This window comes from Bacillus sp. SH7-1, from assembly GCF_008042405.1.
GTDB lineage: Bacteria > Bacillota > Bacilli > Bacillales > Bacillaceae_G > Bacillus_A > Bacillus_A thuringiensis_N.
In genome coordinates this window covers 16,188-32,230 of the sequence record NZ_QNUD01000015.1, presented here as the reverse complement: position 1 = coordinate 32,230, position 16,043 = coordinate 16,188, and the positions used below count along the sequence as shown (strand labels likewise).

Sequence of the window (16,043 nt, the reverse complement as noted above, 5' to 3'; positions counted from 1 at the left end):
TTTAAAGGGAGTTTCGTCGAAGTTTACACAATGTCGGCAATTGAGCGAGGCTGGCATTATGTTAGAAAAATATTTAGTGAAGCGCTAATTTTATATAAGGGAGGGTTATTTGAGCGTATAGATAAGGGTTGGTCTTTAGTTTAAGTTCTGAATTTTCTGTTTTTGAAATGATATTTAGCACTCATTTGTATATTTTATAATAGTTTTTTGATAAATTCACTGCTTTCGCAGAGGGTTCTTTTTTATGAAAGAAACGTCAATTTTCTTCATATATATATACAAATTGGAGAAATGGGGGAGCGCTATGCGCGATTACTTAATTAAACCACTTGTTGGTCAGCCGTATCCAATGATTTCACATGGAAAAGGTGTGTATTTGTATGATCAAAACGGAAATAAATATTTTGATGGCTCGTCAGGGGCAATTACGGCAGGGATTGGGCATGGCGTAAAGGAGATTGCAGACGTTATCAAAAAACAAGCAGAGGAGATTGCTTTCGTTTATAGATCACAGTTTACGAGTGAACCAGCTGAAAAATTAGCGAAGAAATTAAGCGATTTAAGTGTAGGAGATTTGAACTGGAGCTTTTTTGTGAATAGTGGTACGGAAGCAAATGAAACAGCTATGAAAATTGCAATCCAGCATTTTCAAGAGCGAGGTATTCAAGGGAAGCATAAAATTTTGTCACGATGGATGAGTTATCACGGTATTACGATGGGAGCCTTATCAATGTCTGGGCATCCACTACGCAGACAACGTTTCGTATCAATTTTAGAAGATTATCCAACTATTCCAGCTCCATATTGTTTTAGATGTCCGGTGCAAAAGGTATATCCGACTTGTCAGCTTGCTTGTGCGACTGAACTTGAAAGATCAATTGAAAGAATTGGAGCAGAACATATCGCAGCTTTTATTGCTGAACCGATTATCGGGGCAGCTGGAGGCGCAGTCGTTCCGCCGAAAGAATATTATAAAGTCATTAAAGATATTTGTAGTCATTATGATATTTTATTTATTGCTGATGAAGTAATGACTGGACTTGGTCGTACTGGCGCATGGTTTGCGATGGAGCATTGGGGTGTAGAACCGGATATTATGACCCTTGGTAAAGGTTTAGGAGCTGGATACACGCCGATGGCAGCGACGGTTGTAAGCGACCGTGTTATGGAGCCGATTTTACGAGGATCGCGTTCTGTTATGAGTGGGCATACGTTAAGTGCAAATCCATTATCTGCAGCAACAGCGCTAGCTGTTATTGAATATATGGAGAAACATAATCTACCTGAAAAAACAGCGGAAAAGGGAGAGTATTTAATAAAAGGATTACAGAAAGTTCAGCAACAATCGACAATCATTGCTGATGTGCGCGGAAAAGGATTGCTGATTGGAGTAGAATTGCAACCGTTTACAAAAGCGTCGGAACTTATTTCGGTTGCAGCTAAAAATGGTCTTCTTTTATACCAAGCTGTTTCAGGGCAAGCAGGAAAAGAAGATAGCGCACTGCTTGTAGCACCGCCAATGACAACTACATATTCCGAGTTAGATGAATTACTTTCAATTTTTGCAAAAAGTGTGGAGGAAATGATGCAAAAAGGAGGGCATAGTATCGTATGACAACTATTACGAATACATTCAGTAAATTAAAAGAGATAGAGGAAGTAATTTCTTTGTTTCACGATGATATGACATTAATGTTTGGGGGATTTGGGGGGATTGGATCCCCTCCATCTTTAATACAGGCCATTTTAGAAAAAGGAGTTACAAATTTAAATTTAATAGGGAATGACACAGGATTTCCTGATGTAGGAATTGGTCGTCTTGTTACGAATGAAAGAGTAAAATCATTAATTACTTCTCATATTGGTTCAAATCCAAATGCAGGAAGACAACTAAACGAAGGAAGGTTACAAATTGAGTTTTCTCCTCAAGGAACATTAGCAGAGCGTATTCGCGCTGGTGGTGTAGGACTTGGTGGCGTATTAGTTGATGTAGGTGTTGATACGATTGTAGAAGAGGGAAAACGTACTGTTGAAATGAATGGTAAAACATATTTAGTTGAAACAGCATTAACTGCTGAGGTTGCGATTGTATACGCGAAAAAGGCGGATCCGTTCGGTAACCTTGTGTTTGATAAGAGCGCTCGTAACATGAACCCTCACGTTGCTATGGCAGGGGATATAACGATTGTAGAAGCAGAAGAAATCGTTCCACTTGGAAGTTTAGATCCAGAAGAAATTGTTGTCCCAGGAGTATTTGTAAATTATATCGTACCGTCGGAAGGAGTGAATTGGAAATGGGTATGGGCGTAGAAGTGAGAGATAAGATTGCTAGGCGCGCGGCGAAAGAAATACAAAATGGTATGATTGTAAATTTAGGAATTGGTATACCATCGCTTGTACCGAATCATCTGCCTGACGATATAAACGTTATGTTTCATGCGGAAAATGGAATCGTAGGTATGGGACCTACGCCAAGCAAAGGAAATGAAGACGAAAATTTATGTAACGCAGCAGGTTTACCGACTTCTCTTATTACAGGAGCGAGTTATTTTGATAGTTGCATGGCGTTTGGGATGATTCGAAAAGGTTTACTAGATATAACGATTCTTGGTTCATTACAAGTAAGTGAGAATGGTGATTTAGCAAACTGGATTGTTCCAGGGAAACGCGTTCCAGGTATTGGAGGAGCAATGGATTTAGCTCAAAAAGCGAAGCGGGTCGTTGTTGTAATGAATCATGTCGATAAATACGGAAATGCAAAAATTGTTTCCGAGTGTACATTACCATTAACTTCAAAAAAATGTGTGGATTTAATTATTACGGATATGGCAGTAATGGAAGTAACGCAGGGTGGACTCGTTTTACAAGAATTGATGAGTCCATACACAGTGGAAGATATAAAACAACATACAGAAGCAGATTTTGAAATTGGCTCTAACTTACTAGTAATTGAATGAGGGGAGATGTAATATATGGAGCAATTAAAAAAACAAGTTTGTGATTATATTGAGAGTCATGAAGAGGAAAGCGTAAAATTTTTAAAACGATTAATTCAAGAAAAGAGCATATCTGGTGATGAAAGTGGTGCGCAGGCAATTGTGATTGAAAAATTACGTGAGCTAGGTTTAGATCTTGATATTTGGGAGCCTTCATTTTCTAAAATGAAAGATCATCCCTATTTTGTATCACCGCGTACGAGTTTTTCAGATAGTCCAAATATTGTAGCGACTTTAAAAGGAAGTGGCGAAGGGAAATCTATGATACTAAATGGACATATTGATGTCGTACCAGAAGGAGATGTGAATCAGTGGGACCATCATCCTTATAGTGGTGAGAAAATAGGGAATCGTATTTATGGTCGTGGAACGACAGATATGAAGGGCGGCAATGTCTCACTTATGCTTGCGATGGAAGCAATTATTGAATCTGGTATTGAATTAAAAGGAGATATTTATTTTCAAAGTGTAATCGAAGAAGAAAGTGGCGGGGCAGGAACATTAGCGACTATATTACGAGGATATAAAGCGGATGGTGTTATTATTCCTGAACCAACAAATATGAAGTTTTTCCCGAAACAACAAGGGTCCATGTGGTTTCGCTTACATGTGAAAGGGAAAGCAGCACACGGTGGAACACGTTATGAAGGAGTAAGTGCAATTGAAAAAAGTATGTTTGTTGTAGACCATTTGAGAAAACTGGAAGAGAAAAGAAATGATCGAATTACAGACCCGTTATTTAAAGGAATACCGATCCCAATTCCAATTAATATTGGGAAAATTGAAGGTGGGAGCTGGCCAAGTTCTGTTCCTGATTCTTTAATTTTAGAAGGAAGATGCGGTATCGCGCCGAATGAGACTATAGAGGCAGCAAAAGAAGAGTTCGAGAATTGGATTGTTGAATTAAATGATGTGGACAATTGGTTTGTTGAAAATCCAGTAGAAGTAGAATGGTTTGGAGCGAGATGGGTTCCTGGTGAACTAGAAGAAAATCATGAGTTAATTACAACTCTCGAGCACAACTTTGTTGAAATCGAAGGGAACGAACCAATTATTGAAGCATCTCCGTGGGGGACTGATGGAGGTTTATTTACACAAATCGCCAATGTACCAACAATAGTATTTGGCCCAGGTGAGACGAAAGTAGCACATTATCCAAACGAATATATAGAAGTTGATAAAATGATAGCTGCCGCAAAAATTATTGCATGTACATTACTAGATTGGTGTGAGGTGAAAAAATGAAATACTATGAATCTTTTAGAGAACAGACGAATGGCTATACAATAGAAGGCGTTTTAGACTATTTTAATAAACGAATTCGAGTAGACCATTACACAGGAAATGTTGAGAGGATTATCCAAACAATTGACGAATTAGCAGAGAAACATTCTTTCACTAAATGTATTGTTAAAGGAAAGGGAGAGCATGTTTCAACATGGCTCTCTTTCGGTTTTTTATTAGAAGCAACAATACCACATTATTTTCAAGGTCACGATGCATACTTCTTCGTGAAATTTAATAATGATGAAAGACGAAATAGTATTCAGTGGGCTGAGGAAGATACTATTTTAAGCGGTGTAAAAGCGAAAGAAGTAAAGGGAAAAATAGTTCCAGAGAAGTTTCTATTAAGAAAAGCGACAGTAGAGGATGCGGAAGAATTAGCAGCTGTCTTTGGGAAAGTATTTGAAGTGTATCCAACTCCTTTAAACGAGGCGAGTTATGTAAAACAAACGATGAAAGAAGACGATACAATTTACTATGTGTATGAATTCGAGGGGAAAATAATTAGTACGGCGTCTGCAGAAATGAATATAAAAGAAGGAAATGCAGAATTAACGAATTGTGCTACTTTACCCGAATATCGTAAACATGGATTTATGAAAAGTTTACTAATTAAGTTAGAAGAAGAACTTCAAGAAAAATCGATTTTCTGCTCTTATACAATTGCTCGATCACTTTCTTTCGGAATGAATGCGGCCTTTCATCAGTTAGGTTATACGTATACAGGGAGATTGGCGAACAATTGCTACATTTTTGATAAGCTAGAAGATATGAATATATGGGTGAAAGATTTGTCTAAATAGTACGGTATAAAAATAGAACGGAATCGTCATGCTTATAATCGCACATAGGTATGCCGAAAATTCGGCATGTAATTGCTGGATTTTCGGCAAGAGGGGGGATGACATTGCTAGCAGTTTCGACACAAGAAGTCATTGAAGCGATTTTGGGCAGTATTGATGAGGCAATACACGCAGTAGATGAAAATGGTATCACAATTTTCTATAATACTGTAGCTGCAAAACACGATGGATCAAAAATTGAAAAAGTGTTAGGTAAACATTTGTTAGAGGCGTTCCCTTCTTTATCTAGGGAAACAAGTACGTTGATGAAAGTGTTAGATACAAAAAAACCAATCGTTCATCAAGTTCAGCATTATCAAAATTTAAATGGGGAAGACATTTGTACAGTAAATACAACGTTACCTATTTTTATAGATGGAAATATTGCGGGAGCTGTTGAAATCGCAAAGGATTATTCCACAGTTCAAAAACTTACGGATACCATTGTAGATTTGCAGTCGAAAATAAAGCGGTCATCTAGAAAAAAAGCAATCAAAAAGCATGTTGCATTTGAGACGATAGTGACGAATGATGCTCGGTTTAAACAGACGAAAGAATTAGCGCAAAAAGTAGCCCCAACTGATGCAAATGTTTTAATATATGGGGAAACAGGAACAGGAAAAGAGTTATTTGTACAAGCGATTCATGAAGCTTCTAAGCGGAAGAACAAGCCGTTTATTGCACAAAACTGCGCAGCTTTGCCGGAGTCGCTGTTAGAAAGTTTATTGTTTGGAACGACGAAAGGGAGTTATACTGGGGCAATTGAACGAGCGGGATTATTTGAACTTGTAGATGGAGGGACATTGTTTTTAGATGAACTGAATTCAATGCCGCTCGATTTACAAGCGAAGATGTTACGTGTATTAGAGGATGGTGTTATTCGTCGAATTGGTGATAATAAGACTAGAAAAGTGGATGTTCGTGTTATTACCGCAATGAATCAGCCACCAGAAGTATGTTTAAGAGAGAATAAAATTCGTACTGATTTATATTATAGGTTAAATGTATTTTCATTATATATTCCGCCGCTACGTGAAAGAACTGAGGATGTATTATTATTAGCATCTTATTTTTTGAATGAATATAATAAAAGTTATAAAAAAGGTGTACTTCAAGTGGATCAGGAAGCGAAAGAAAGACTACAGTCTTACCAATGGCCTGGAAATGTTCGGGAGCTAAAACATACGATTGAACATGCTGTCATTATCGCAGAAGGGAATACATTAACAGCAAATTGTTTACCGCGTGCATTTCGGAAAGAGAATCTTCCAAAGAAGAAGAGAATATTACCACTTAGAGAAGCACTTCATCAAACGGAGAAGGAATTAATAGATCAAGCGTTAATTGAAACGGAAGGGAATATATTACAAGCTGCAAAAATGTTAGGTATCCCTCGCCAAACGCTTCAATATAAACTGAGTAAGTACGACAAAACCGCCGAATAATTGGCGGTTTTTGTGTGTTTGCACCAATAAAAGAGCGTTTACATATATATAAAGTAATGAATATGATAGTATGTATGGATTTCATACAGTGTTTAAAAATATTTTTTCGCTTATGTAATAGGGTTCTCCGTACATTTACTTATCAATAAAGTAAAGTTGGCATAACTATTGCTTATATAAAGGATGAGCGTATAAAAAGGGGGAATAGCAATGTTACATGATGTATACAAACCAAATCGTCACTGGAAGGATATCGAGTTGTGGAAGGATGTTACTGAAGAGCAATGGAATGATTGGGTTTGGCAATTAACGAATACGATCAAAACGTTAGATGATTTAAAGAAAGTAATTAACTTAACACCTGAAGAAGAAGAGGGCGTTAAAATTTCAACGAAAACGATCCCGTTAAACATTACACCGTACTATGCTTGGCTAATGAATCCTGATGACCCACGCTGTCCGATTCGGATGCAATCAGTACCGATCTCGGAAGAGTTATATAAAACAAAATATGATTTAGAAGATCCGCTTCATGAAGATGAAGATTCACCAGTTCCAGGATTAACACATCGTTATCCTGATCGTGTATTATTCTTAGTAACGAATCAATGTTCTATGTATTGTCGTTACTGTACACGCCGCCGTTTTAGTGGACAAATTGGAATGGGTGTGCCGAAGAAACAATTAGATGATGCAATTGCTTATATTAGTGAAACGCCACAAGTACGTGACGTTTTAATTTCTGGCGGTGATGGACTTCTAATTAATGATAAAATTTTAGAGTATGTATTAAAAAATTTACGAGAGATTCCGCATGTCGAGATTATTCGTATCGGAACAAGAGCGCCAGTAGTATTCCCGCAGCGTATTACAGAAAACTTATGTAACATTATTAAAAAATACCATCCAGTATGGTTAAATACACATTTCAATACATCTATTGAAATTACAGAGGAATCGAAAAAAGCATGTGAAATGTTAGCGAATGCGGGTGTTCCAGTCGGAAACCAAGCAGTAATTTTAGCTGGTATTAACGACAGCGTGCCAATTATGAAAAAACTTATGCATGACCTAGTAAAAATCCGTGTACGTCCATACTATATTTATCAATGTGACTTATCTGAAGGTATCGGTCACTTCCGTGCACCAGTATCTAAAGGTCTTGAAATTATTGAAGGTTTACGCGGACATACGTCTGGTTATGCGGTTCCGACATTTGTTGTTGATGCACCAGGAGGAGGCGGGAAAATTGCGCTTCAACCAAACTATTTAATCTCGCAAAGTGCAGATAAAGTTGTGCTTCGTAACTTTGAAGGTGTAATTACAACGTATCCAGAGCCAGAGAGCTATATCCCAGGAAGAGCAGAAGGGTACTTTAAAGAAATCTATCCAAACTACGAAGAAAAACGTTCAGATGTTGGTATCGCAGGTCTTATGAGTGATAAGAAATTTAACCTTGTTCCAGACGACTTACAGCGTATGAACCGTCGTAAAGACTATGAAGATAATGACACTCATGCATCATTAAAAGATAAACGTGATAAGCGCGATCAATTGAAAGATAAAAAATATCAAGCACAAATGGCTAAATTAGAAGAGAACGACAAAAAAACTGAGGGTGATGCAGTATGAATTGTATGTGGTGTGACGGTACAGAAGCGAAAGAAAGCTTGAATACTGTATATTGGGAATTGCCAGATGGTACGAAAGCCATTGAAATCCAAGAGACACCATGCATTTCTTGTTCCTCATGTGGTATGGACTATCAATCAGATCAAACTGTGAAAGAAATAGAAGATCAGTTGTTTTTAATTTATACGAAAGATTTACCAAAACAACTAACATATGAAGAATTAATGGGAAGACCAAGACTACTAAAAAGGAATTATTTCGACTTTTAACCAGCATTTATGCTGGTTTTTTTCTTTTTTGCCTTGTATAATGTACCCAAGTTAGAAAGGTAGGGAATATTTTTGAAAAAGACATTTTACCACTATATGATGAAGCATCGTGCAGCTTTATTTAGTAATGAAATATCGAATTTAGCAGAGGCAATGTATGATGATTTAAGTTTTCCAAAGCAATCTGAAGATTATGATGAAATTAGTTCATACTTAGAGTTAAGTGGAATGCTAGAAAGTATGTCTATATTTGATGAAGCATGGGATTTGTACATACAAGAGAGATAAAAACTATATGATTTTTTTTGATGTGAAGCTAGTCTATTTGCTAGCTTTTTTTTACGCTGTAAATAAATTTCCATATGGTGATATTTTTTATTGAAAAAATTTATGAATATACGCTTCTGTGATAAGCGTTTTTATGTAGGTTGCATATACTGTTATCAAAATCACGACGTCAAAAAAAGGAGAGATATAGATGGCAAGGAAAAAGCAACCTAAATATAACGTAGGGGACATAGTCGTGATTACGCTATATGGAACCGTTGGTAAAATCACAAATATGAAGGTTTTAGATGGAGTTTACGTATACGAAGTCAATAATCACGATGGATTTTACGTAGAGCAAACATTGCAACACGTTTCAGAGCAAGACATGAAAAAAGGTGAAACTGAGTGGATTGAATTAAATTATAATTTCACATTTGGTGATCTCGTGCAAGTAACAGGGTATGATAAAGATGTGTTTCGCATTGTTGGTTTTCGTACAGAAGTATGGAGATATAAAAATGACGCATGGGAAGATACAATATATGAATTGTCACGAATTACGGATGGTGAATGGTTAGAAGCGGATGAATCAGATTTAACGTTACTTGCCAATGCTCAAACGGCAAATGCAATTTTGAAGAAAATGAAACAAGATAAAGCTGGTATGAATAAATTAGATTTAGGAAAATTAAAGTCAATTAACAACTCAAAAAAAGTGAGTGTTAAGACAAATCGTCAAGAAATCATTGATGGATTACTTGATATTTATAACGATTATCAATTGTTATTTGATACATTTAAAGATGAAGAATACAAAATTGTTATGGATGTTGTTCATAATTATTTAGTTAAATTGACAGAGAAAAAATAGTTAACTAGAAAGAGAGAATGAATTGAACAACAACATATGCAGTATAAGGTATGCCTACAATAATTAAAAAAATAAAAAGCCATTTAATAAGAGAGTCTGCCCATTGATCTTCATGCATGAACTCTTCTTTTGTTTGCTCTACTTCTTGCTTTACCTCATATTGATATTCCATAATTATTTCCCCCTTTTGATAGCTTGTACTACCATCGTATGCACCTCGTCCAAAGGATATGACCTATAAAAAAAGAAAAACTATTTTTCTAATCTCATATACATAATTTTGAGATTTTTTCATAAAACAGAAATAAAGGAGTGATGCTCATGAAGGAAATTGAAGTCGTAATTGATACGGAAGAGATTGCGGAGTTTTTTTATGAGCAACTAATTGAAAGAGGATACGTCCCAAAAAGAGAAGAAATTGAAGATCTCGCAGACATTACATTCGAGTACTTATTAGAGAAATGTATGATTGATGAAGTTTTTGATGAAGAAGATGAGTGAAAGTAACGACGGGCTTAACTCGTCGTTTTTTACTCTTTACAAACTTGTCACAAATATAGTCGGCAATTATTGGTATAATTAAAAGAAAATTTTAATCAAGAGGTGAAGGGATGTTCAAAAAAATTATTGATTCTTTATTAGGAAAGAAAAAATATCGTTCGTATTCTAGTAGTGATTATCGCCATAGAGGTCGCTCTTATTCAAGTAGCGATTATAAACGACGTTCATCTGGTTATGGGCATCATCATTATAAAAGAAAACGCAAAAGCCGTAGCTTCTTTTCAAGTAGCTGATGAAATGGCGTCGTATACTAGCTTTATTTGATAGACCACTGCGTGAAAATACAATTGTTGCAGAACGTTATAAAATTGAATCAGTAATTGGAATGGGCAGTTATGGGGTTACATATGTCGTTAATGATTTACAAATAAATAGATATAAAGTCTTAAAACAATTAAGACAAAGCAAACAAAGATATGAGTCTGGAAGAAAATCATTTGAACAAGAGAGAATGATTTTACAAACATTAAATCATCATGCAATTCCTAGTTTATACGATCATTTCGTATGGGAGAAAAAAAGCTTTTTTGTGATGGAATATATGCCAGGTAAAAATTTCGAAGATTATATTTTCTTAGATGGGCATGCATATACAGAACGTGAAGTTTTTAAAATTTTATATGAAATATTAGAAATTGTATCGGTGTTTCATAGTGCAGGTATTATTCACCGAGATTTACGCATTCCAAACATATTAATGAAAGAAAACCAAATTAGTATTATTGATTTTGGATTGGCTAAATTAAAAGGTGAGGGTGATGAACGAGCTACAACTTATGAAGGTGAACAAGCTTTGATGCGAGAAGTTCACTTTCGTAGTGATTTTTATGCGCTTGGTCATTTCTCATTATTTTTATTATATGCAGGCTATGAATCTAATGAAAAACATGAAAAACCATGGTATGACGAATTAACTTTGGAAAATTATAACCGTGAAATGCTTATGCGAATGTTACAAATAAAAACGCCGTACTATGAGAATGTACAAGATTTAAAAAAAGATGTAGCTCTTGCTTTAGAAAGGATGGAGTCCCCATGTTTCAAAAGTTTTTAGCAAGCGTTGGTATTGGTAGTACAAAAGTAGATACAGTTCTTGAAAAAGATGAGTATATTGTTGGAGAAGAGATATTAGGGAAGGTTCATATAACTGGTGGTTCAGTTAGCCAACAAATTGAAAGCATTTACTTAACATTATCAACATCGTATATACGAGAAGTGGATGATAAAAAAGTAACAGCAACATATGATTTAGAGCGAGTTCGTTTAACAGAACCTTTTTCTGTTGAGCCGAATGAAAAAAAAGAAATTCCATTTTCATTTATAATGCCAGTTGAAACGCCGCTTACACTTGGAATGAAAACAGTTTGGGTGCATACAGGTCTTGATATTAAACGCAGTATAGATCCAAGTGATCGTGATTACATTCAAGTGTTGCCAAATGCACTATTAAATAGTGTGTTAGAGAGTGTAAATCAATTAGGTTTTAAAGCGCGTCATATAGAATGTGAAGAATTACCGTATCAATTACGTAAGCAAGTTCCATTTGCACAAGAATTTGAGTTTGTTCCTGTTTCCGGACAGCTTTATGGAAAATTAGATGAACTAGAATTATTAATCTTGCCAAGTGCTTACGATCGCCTAGAGATTATTATGGAAGTTGACAGAAAATCTCGTGGATTAGCAGGTTTATTTGCAGAAGCACTGGATCTTGACGAGAAGGTGATTCGCTTTACAGTAACGAATGAGGATATTCCAACGATGAAAGAAAAAATTAGCAATTATATTTTTAAATAAACTATGCATAAAAAAGAAATGGAGAGGAAAACTAAAACAACCGCTCCATTTTTTTGCATAGTGAGGTTATGTATGTGAAACGATATCGACATTTATACTTGTTAAGTTTTACGCTACTCATTTGTTTTGTCGTATTATCACTTTCGTATCATACCGCTTGTATTGAGAAATTTGACAATATAGTCGCGCATTTTATTCAAAGTTTTCGAAACGACTACTTGACAGCCTATTTTACTTGGGTGTCTTTTATCGGTTCCAAAAGAATATATTTTCCTTTACTCATTATTCTTGTAATGTACTTTCTCGTTAGAAAAAAATTGCTTAGTGCATTACTTCTAACAATTAATTATTATGGATCTCGTTATTTAAACAGTATGCTTAAACTATGGTACGAACGAGCAAGACCTGATGTAACGCAGCTTGTTACTGCAACTGGATATAGTTTTCCGAGCGGTCATACGATGAATGCTACTGCTTTTTTAGGATTTATTGCATACGTTACAATTACAGAAGAACGGATTACATTGCATAAAAAATTGCTCATTATTTTTATAGCAAGCTTTGTTGTATTATCTATTTCAGTTAGCCGAATATATCTTGGCGTTCACTATCCATCTGACATATTAGCAGGGTGGGCAGCTGGCGGTAGCTGGCTCGTTTTATGTGTAATATTTCATAAAGCGTTCATTAAAAAAGAACCTATGTCATAATAGGTTCTTTTTCCATTGGTTCAACATGAATGTGTGCATGGTAAATGCCAAACTTTTTCCGAAGCATAGCTTCAATGTTATCAGTAATACAATGACTTTCACCAACATCCATACGAGCATCTACTTCAATTGTAATATCAACGTATGTTTGATTCCCATACATACGTGCTCTAATATCTACGATGTGTTCCACACCACCAATATGTTCAATTGCATCAGCGTACTCTTCCATCTTATCTGGATCGATTCCATCCGTTAGCATATGAGAAGCTTCTACGAAAATCTCCCATGCGGTTTTACAAATAATAAAGCCGACAATTAGAGCGGCAATCGGATCTAAAATAGGCAATTGGAACTGTGAGCCGACAATACCTACAACTGTACCAATACTTACGAGAGCATCTGATAAATTATCCTTTGCAGCGGCCTCTAATGATTTACTTTTTGTTCGAGCTGCAATCTTTTTCGTATACAAATATACAAAGTACATAACGACAGCAGAAAATAAAGCTACCCATGCAGCAAGGACATTAGGCGCTGCTTGTTTCGGATTTAAAAAAGATTGAATGGCACTAATAACAACTTCTAATCCGACCGTTGCCATAATAAAAGAAGCAACAAGTGATGCAATTTGTTCTGCACGCGAATGTCCATATGGATGATCTGGGTCACGAGGTTTACGAGAGATTTTTAGACCAATTAATATCGCTAAAGAAGCACCGATATCCGTTAAGTTATTTAAACCGTCAGCACGTAATGCGCTAGAGAGGGTAATATAACTGATGATGATTTTCATAGAGGATAAAAATATGTAGGCCATAATGCTGACAATCGCACCTTTATCAGCTTCTTTATGAGAAAGAGTATCCATTTTAAACACTCACCTTTCTACAAGGAATTTCTTTCTATAAATAGAGTATCAAACGAAAGTCGTGTGGGTCTATACAAACATTGTTGACGTTTTATAGCTTTTTAAGAAGTGGATAACAAAGTTTCGTGAAGGAAAAATATGTTGTAAAGTGCAAAGTTAGGGTATGGACGTGATTTGGATCTATGTATAACGGAGGGGGGAGGAGAAGGGAGTTCAAATATGTACACTTCTGACAGCTGATTTGGAAAAAATAAAAAACCCTCTAGAAAATATTTTTCAGAGGGTTTTCATCTTAGTATGCTTCTAAAAACTCAGTAACTTGCTCTTCAGTTTTTGCATTAGCACTATGTAAGTGGCCTAGCTTCTCGCCATTTTGATATACAAGTAAACTTGGAATACCCATTACTTGATACTCTTCAGCGATACTTGGGAACTCATCTTTATTAATAGAATACCATTTAAACTTATTGAATTCTTCCATTACATCTCCGATAAAGTTATCCATACGTACGCAATCTGGGCACCATGTAGTAAAGAACTTAACAACTACTGGCTCCTCGCTTGCGATGATGTCTTTGAATTCTTGTTCAGATTTGATTTCTTTCATGTTTGTTTCTCCTTTTTCACTATCAATATTTTTGGTTATTTAGTTGGTGCATTTGCTGTGAAAGGAAAAATTCTAACGAGAGTTTTTCTTTTCGAATAATTCGTTAGCAAATTGATCCACCGCAATTTCTTGAAGTCCTGGTATAACATGTGAGTAGGTATCCAGTGTGATTCTACTCTTTTATTTCCTAGTCGTTCATTTGTTATTTTCAGATATGCATCTTAATTCTAGAAATGCATATTAGGAACCTCACTTTTCTTTATAAGCTTTTTCGTGAGCTGTGTCAAACTTCTGAAATTGTAAGGTTACTATTATAAGTAGGGTACATCAAATTGTATTCATGATAGCCATTGCTATAACGTTCTTTTCCTCAGATATTTTTATGTGATGTTTATGAAGCAGCAGTAAAGTAATGTCGGATAAAACAAGCAATCTCTTTCCAGCACTTAGAGAATATAAACGGTGGATAATCATTACTCATAAATTTTATGAGTGAATTGAACAACAAGCAGGAAATTTAAAAATTGATGTAGGGGGATGCGTCGTTATAAGAACTTATTCTTGAAGTTGTGAGAGAAGAGATTAAGGCGGCGTTAGCTGAGTTCCAGCAACAATCACAATCAAATAAAGTAAGGTGGGTGAAATAAGCGCGAGTAACAAGAGGGGAATTGCTGCACTGTATAGAGCGAAAGAAAAACATGATGTGGAACATGGAAGGGATCGTAAAAACATCTTAGTAATTATTCAGCGGTTAAGAAGTCAGGCGATTAATGTAGATGTGGTAGAAAGAGATCATTATATTATTCTTTCAGAGGGGATAATTAGGATGTTGAAATGGGGAAAGAAACTGTTTTCGAAAAACGCTCACCCTGCATTGTTTTTGAGAAACAATGCAGGGTGAGCTTCAATTAACCGAAACGAATTGAGTTTGTGAAAATTGTGCCCAAATTACGCATGAACAAGACATTGAAAGAGATGCCTATACCCTTTATATCTTATTCCATAAATAACAAAGCTGGTGAGCTTCTGATTCAAGAGCTATTAAATGATCATTATTAATAGAGTTATTCGTATACATTCTGTTCTTTTGGATGTTAAGGACTGTATAATTCATATCGTTATGTTCATTTGAAAATGTTGATTCATTTAATAATGTCAGTGTTGAGTTGATGTTATATTTATCAATTCGCTCTTTTTTTCCTTTGAAAAACAGTTTAATAAGATGCGGCTCATCATTAATGAGCAAACCAAGTTCAGGTGATGAGCGGACGATTAAATTATCTGATAACCAATGTGATTTACCTGGATCAAACCAAGAGACGTCTTTGTTTTTAATAAATTTTTTGTACTGCTTTATAACATCAATATAGTTTTGCTTTTTCTTCTGGTCAACAGTTTGTATTAATGTTTCAAAACATTCAAAAGGTAGTTCGTTTTTATGAAATTTAATAACAGTTTCTCGTAATTGTTTCCAGTAATCAAAAACTGGGTGATATTCAGGTTGAGATTTTAGATTCTTTACAAAATTTGTTTTTGCTGCACTACTTTTCAGTGTGAAGTCTAAAAATTGTGTAAGTCCCACCTTAATTTCCGCCATGTTACACCCCCTTTCCAAACATTACTAATTCGATATTGAAAAGGGAAATCCTGCATTTTTAAGGAGGTGAACTAGATGCTAGAAAAACCGATGTTCATGCACAATGCCGTTGTAAAGCTGATCCGGAAATGCCAATTAATTTTATATATTTAGCCAAGGTGCGTGAATTTCGTGGCTTTTGTGTTTCTTATTTAGTATTGCTAGTACGAAAAAAGGTCCTGTTGTTTCCAACAGGACCTTTCCTAAAATGGCAAAGAGTAACTCTTACCTTACTCTTCTCGTATATAATACCTG

At 35.6% G+C, this 16,043-nt stretch carries 19 protein-coding genes and 2 pseudogenes; 16 read left to right on the top strand and 5 right to left on the bottom strand.

The window, feature by feature from the left end; genetic code table 11:
- The first annotated feature begins 304 nt into the window (after positions 1-304).
- The 10 genes from DN390_RS14035 to DN390_RS13985 all read left to right on the top strand — a co-directional run bounded on the left by DN390_RS14035 (position 305) and on the right by DN390_RS13985 (position 9,609).
- Entirely contained in the window at positions 305-1,615 is a 1,311-nt protein-coding gene (locus DN390_RS14035) for an aspartate aminotransferase family protein (protein ID WP_060630714.1), read from the top strand.
- A complete protein-coding gene (gene atoD, locus DN390_RS14030) occupies positions 1,612-2,310 on the top strand; it encodes an acetate CoA-transferase subunit alpha (protein ID WP_000208119.1) in 699 nt (232 codons plus the stop codon). Before DN390_RS14035 ends, atoD begins: the two co-directional genes overlap by 4 nt.
- The gene (locus DN390_RS14025; RefSeq protein WP_098264315.1) at positions 2,295-2,957 is read left to right on the top strand and encodes a CoA transferase subunit B; all 663 of its coding nucleotides are present in this window, start codon (positions 2,295-2,297) and stop codon (positions 2,955-2,957) included. The genes atoD and DN390_RS14025 overlap by 16 nt, the downstream gene beginning before the upstream one ends.
- 15 nt (positions 2,958-2,972) lie before the next feature.
- The gene (locus tag DN390_RS14020) at positions 2,973-4,241 is read left to right on the top strand and encodes a peptidase (RefSeq protein WP_147807605.1); all 1,269 of its coding nucleotides are present in this window, start codon (positions 2,973-2,975) and stop codon (positions 4,239-4,241) included.
- Positions 4,238-5,083, top strand: a complete 846-nt coding sequence (gene ablB / locus DN390_RS14015; protein ID WP_147807604.1) for a putative beta-lysine N-acetyltransferase — start codon at positions 4,238-4,240, stop codon at positions 5,081-5,083. Before DN390_RS14020 ends, ablB begins: the two co-directional genes overlap by 4 nt.
- Positions 5,084-5,181: 98 nt before the next feature.
- Positions 5,182-6,567, top strand: a complete 1,386-nt coding sequence (gene rocR / locus DN390_RS14010; RefSeq protein ID WP_147807603.1) for an arginine utilization transcriptional regulator RocR — start codon at positions 5,182-5,184, stop codon at positions 6,565-6,567.
- Between the two features lie 210 nt (positions 6,568-6,777).
- Positions 6,778-8,199: a lysine 2,3-aminomutase gene (gene kamA / locus DN390_RS14000; protein WP_063223423.1), complete on the top strand. Its 1,422-nt coding sequence runs from the start codon at positions 6,778-6,780 to the stop codon at positions 8,197-8,199.
- On the top strand, positions 8,196-8,468 hold the full coding sequence (locus tag DN390_RS13995) for a YokU family protein (protein WP_063223422.1): 273 nt from the start codon (positions 8,196-8,198) through the stop codon (positions 8,466-8,468). Before kamA ends, DN390_RS13995 begins: the two co-directional genes overlap by 4 nt.
- A gap of 72 nt (positions 8,469-8,540) precedes the next feature.
- Entirely contained in the window at positions 8,541-8,756 is a 216-nt protein-coding gene (locus tag DN390_RS13990) for a YozE family protein (protein WP_000750725.1), read from the top strand.
- A gap of 190 nt (positions 8,757-8,946) precedes the next feature.
- Positions 8,947-9,609, top strand: coding sequence for a hypothetical protein (locus tag DN390_RS13985; RefSeq protein ID WP_000101496.1), 663 nt, complete (start codon positions 8,947-8,949; stop codon positions 9,607-9,609).
- 4 nt (positions 9,610-9,613) lie between these two features.
- On the opposite strand, the gene DN390_RS13980 is transcribed toward DN390_RS13985, so the two are convergent.
- Positions 9,614-9,781 (bottom strand): DUF3930 family protein, encoded by a 168-nt coding sequence (locus tag DN390_RS13980; protein ID WP_060630721.1) that lies wholly within the window; start codon positions 9,779-9,781, stop codon positions 9,614-9,616.
- Between the two features lie 149 nt (positions 9,782-9,930).
- Here DN390_RS13980 and DN390_RS13975 point away from each other — a divergent pair, with 149 nt between their 5' ends.
- The 5 genes from DN390_RS13975 to DN390_RS13955 all read left to right on the top strand — a co-directional run bounded on the left by DN390_RS13975 (position 9,931) and on the right by DN390_RS13955 (position 12,674).
- Positions 9,931-10,110: a YozD family protein gene (locus DN390_RS13975; protein ID WP_000658451.1), complete on the top strand. Its 180-nt coding sequence runs from the start codon at positions 9,931-9,933 to the stop codon at positions 10,108-10,110.
- 110 nt (positions 10,111-10,220) lie between these two features.
- Positions 10,221-10,403 carry a hypothetical protein gene (locus DN390_RS13970; RefSeq protein ID WP_000473370.1) on the top strand — a complete coding sequence of 61 codons (183 nt, stop codon included), beginning with the start codon at positions 10,221-10,223 and terminating at the stop codon, positions 10,401-10,403.
- Positions 10,403-11,224, top strand: a complete 822-nt coding sequence (locus tag DN390_RS13965; protein WP_147807602.1) for a serine/threonine protein kinase — start codon at positions 10,403-10,405, stop codon at positions 11,222-11,224. The genes DN390_RS13970 and DN390_RS13965 overlap by 1 nt, the downstream gene beginning before the upstream one ends.
- A complete protein-coding gene (locus DN390_RS13960) occupies positions 11,206-11,964 on the top strand; it encodes a sporulation protein (protein ID WP_147807601.1) in 759 nt (252 codons plus the stop codon). The genes DN390_RS13965 and DN390_RS13960 overlap by 19 nt, the downstream gene beginning before the upstream one ends.
- A gap of 74 nt (positions 11,965-12,038) precedes the next feature.
- Entirely contained in the window at positions 12,039-12,674 is a 636-nt protein-coding gene (locus tag DN390_RS13955) for a phosphatase PAP2 family protein (RefSeq protein WP_000833364.1), read from the top strand.
- Here the strand turns inward: DN390_RS13955 and DN390_RS13950 are convergent.
- The 3 genes and pseudogenes from DN390_RS13950 to DN390_RS31145 all read right to left on the bottom strand — a co-directional run bounded on the left by DN390_RS13950 (position 12,664) and on the right by DN390_RS31145 (position 14,584).
- On the bottom strand, positions 12,664-13,545 hold the full coding sequence (locus DN390_RS13950; protein WP_147807600.1) for a cation diffusion facilitator family transporter: 882 nt from the start codon (positions 13,543-13,545) through the stop codon (positions 12,664-12,666). The two genes, DN390_RS13955 and DN390_RS13950, sit on opposite strands and share 11 nt — an antisense overlap.
- A gap of 292 nt (positions 13,546-13,837) precedes the next feature.
- Complete coding sequence (locus tag DN390_RS13945; protein WP_147807599.1) at positions 13,838-14,152, bottom strand: thioredoxin family protein; 315 nt, start codon at positions 14,150-14,152, stop codon at positions 13,838-13,840.
- A gap of 72 nt (positions 14,153-14,224) precedes the next feature.
- Positions 14,225-14,584: pseudogene (locus DN390_RS31145) on the bottom strand (site-specific integrase).
- Positions 14,585-14,709: 125 nt separating this feature from the next.
- On the opposite strand from DN390_RS31145, the pseudogene DN390_RS31640 reads away from it, so the two are divergent.
- Positions 14,710-14,796: pseudogene (locus tag DN390_RS31640) on the top strand (helix-turn-helix domain-containing protein); the annotation flags it as partial.
- Between the two features lie 344 nt (positions 14,797-15,140).
- Here DN390_RS31640 and DN390_RS13930 read toward each other — a convergent pair.
- Positions 15,141-15,749: a hypothetical protein gene (locus tag DN390_RS13930; protein WP_147807598.1), complete on the bottom strand. Its 609-nt coding sequence runs from the start codon at positions 15,747-15,749 to the stop codon at positions 15,141-15,143.
- Positions 15,750-16,043 lie beyond the last annotated feature (294 nt).

Bases quoted from the DNA above. Each gene is read 5' to 3' on its own strand.
- DN390_RS14035 (WP_060630714.1), top strand. From the start codon at position 305: ATGCGCGATTACTTAATTAAACCACTTGTTGGTCAGCCGTATCCAATG.
- atoD (WP_000208119.1), top strand. From the start codon at position 1,612: ATGACAACTATTACGAATACATTCAGTAAATTAAAAGAGATAGAGGAA.
- DN390_RS14025 (WP_098264315.1), top strand. From the start codon at position 2,295: ATGGGTATGGGCGTAGAAGTGAGAGATAAGATTGCTAGGCGCGCGGCG.
- DN390_RS14020 (WP_147807605.1), top strand. From the start codon at position 2,973: ATGGAGCAATTAAAAAAACAAGTTTGTGATTATATTGAGAGTCATGAA.
- ablB (WP_147807604.1), top strand. From the start codon at position 4,238: ATGAAATACTATGAATCTTTTAGAGAACAGACGAATGGCTATACAATA.
- rocR (WP_147807603.1), top strand. From the start codon at position 5,182: ATGACATTGCTAGCAGTTTCGACACAAGAAGTCATTGAAGCGATTTTG.
- kamA (WP_063223423.1), top strand. From the start codon at position 6,778: ATGTTACATGATGTATACAAACCAAATCGTCACTGGAAGGATATCGAG.
- DN390_RS13995 (WP_063223422.1), top strand. From the start codon at position 8,196: ATGAATTGTATGTGGTGTGACGGTACAGAAGCGAAAGAAAGCTTGAAT.
- DN390_RS13985 (WP_000101496.1), top strand. From the start codon at position 8,947: ATGGCAAGGAAAAAGCAACCTAAATATAACGTAGGGGACATAGTCGTG.
- DN390_RS13980 (WP_060630721.1), bottom strand. From the start codon at position 9,781: ATGGAATATCAATATGAGGTAAAGCAAGAAGTAGAGCAAACAAAAGAA.
- DN390_RS13975 (WP_000658451.1), top strand. From the start codon at position 9,931: ATGAAGGAAATTGAAGTCGTAATTGATACGGAAGAGATTGCGGAGTTT.
- DN390_RS13970 (WP_000473370.1), top strand. From the start codon at position 10,221: ATGTTCAAAAAAATTATTGATTCTTTATTAGGAAAGAAAAAATATCGT.
- DN390_RS13965 (WP_147807602.1), top strand. From the start codon at position 10,403: ATGAAATGGCGTCGTATACTAGCTTTATTTGATAGACCACTGCGTGAA.
- DN390_RS13960 (WP_147807601.1), top strand. From the start codon at position 11,206: ATGTTTCAAAAGTTTTTAGCAAGCGTTGGTATTGGTAGTACAAAAGTA.
- DN390_RS13950 (WP_147807600.1), bottom strand. From the start codon at position 13,545: ATGGATACTCTTTCTCATAAAGAAGCTGATAAAGGTGCGATTGTCAGC.
- DN390_RS13945 (WP_147807599.1), bottom strand. From the start codon at position 14,152: ATGAAAGAAATCAAATCTGAACAAGAATTCAAAGACATCATCGCAAGC.
- DN390_RS13930 (WP_147807598.1), bottom strand. From the start codon at position 15,749: ATGGCGGAAATTAAGGTGGGACTTACACAATTTTTAGACTTCACACTG.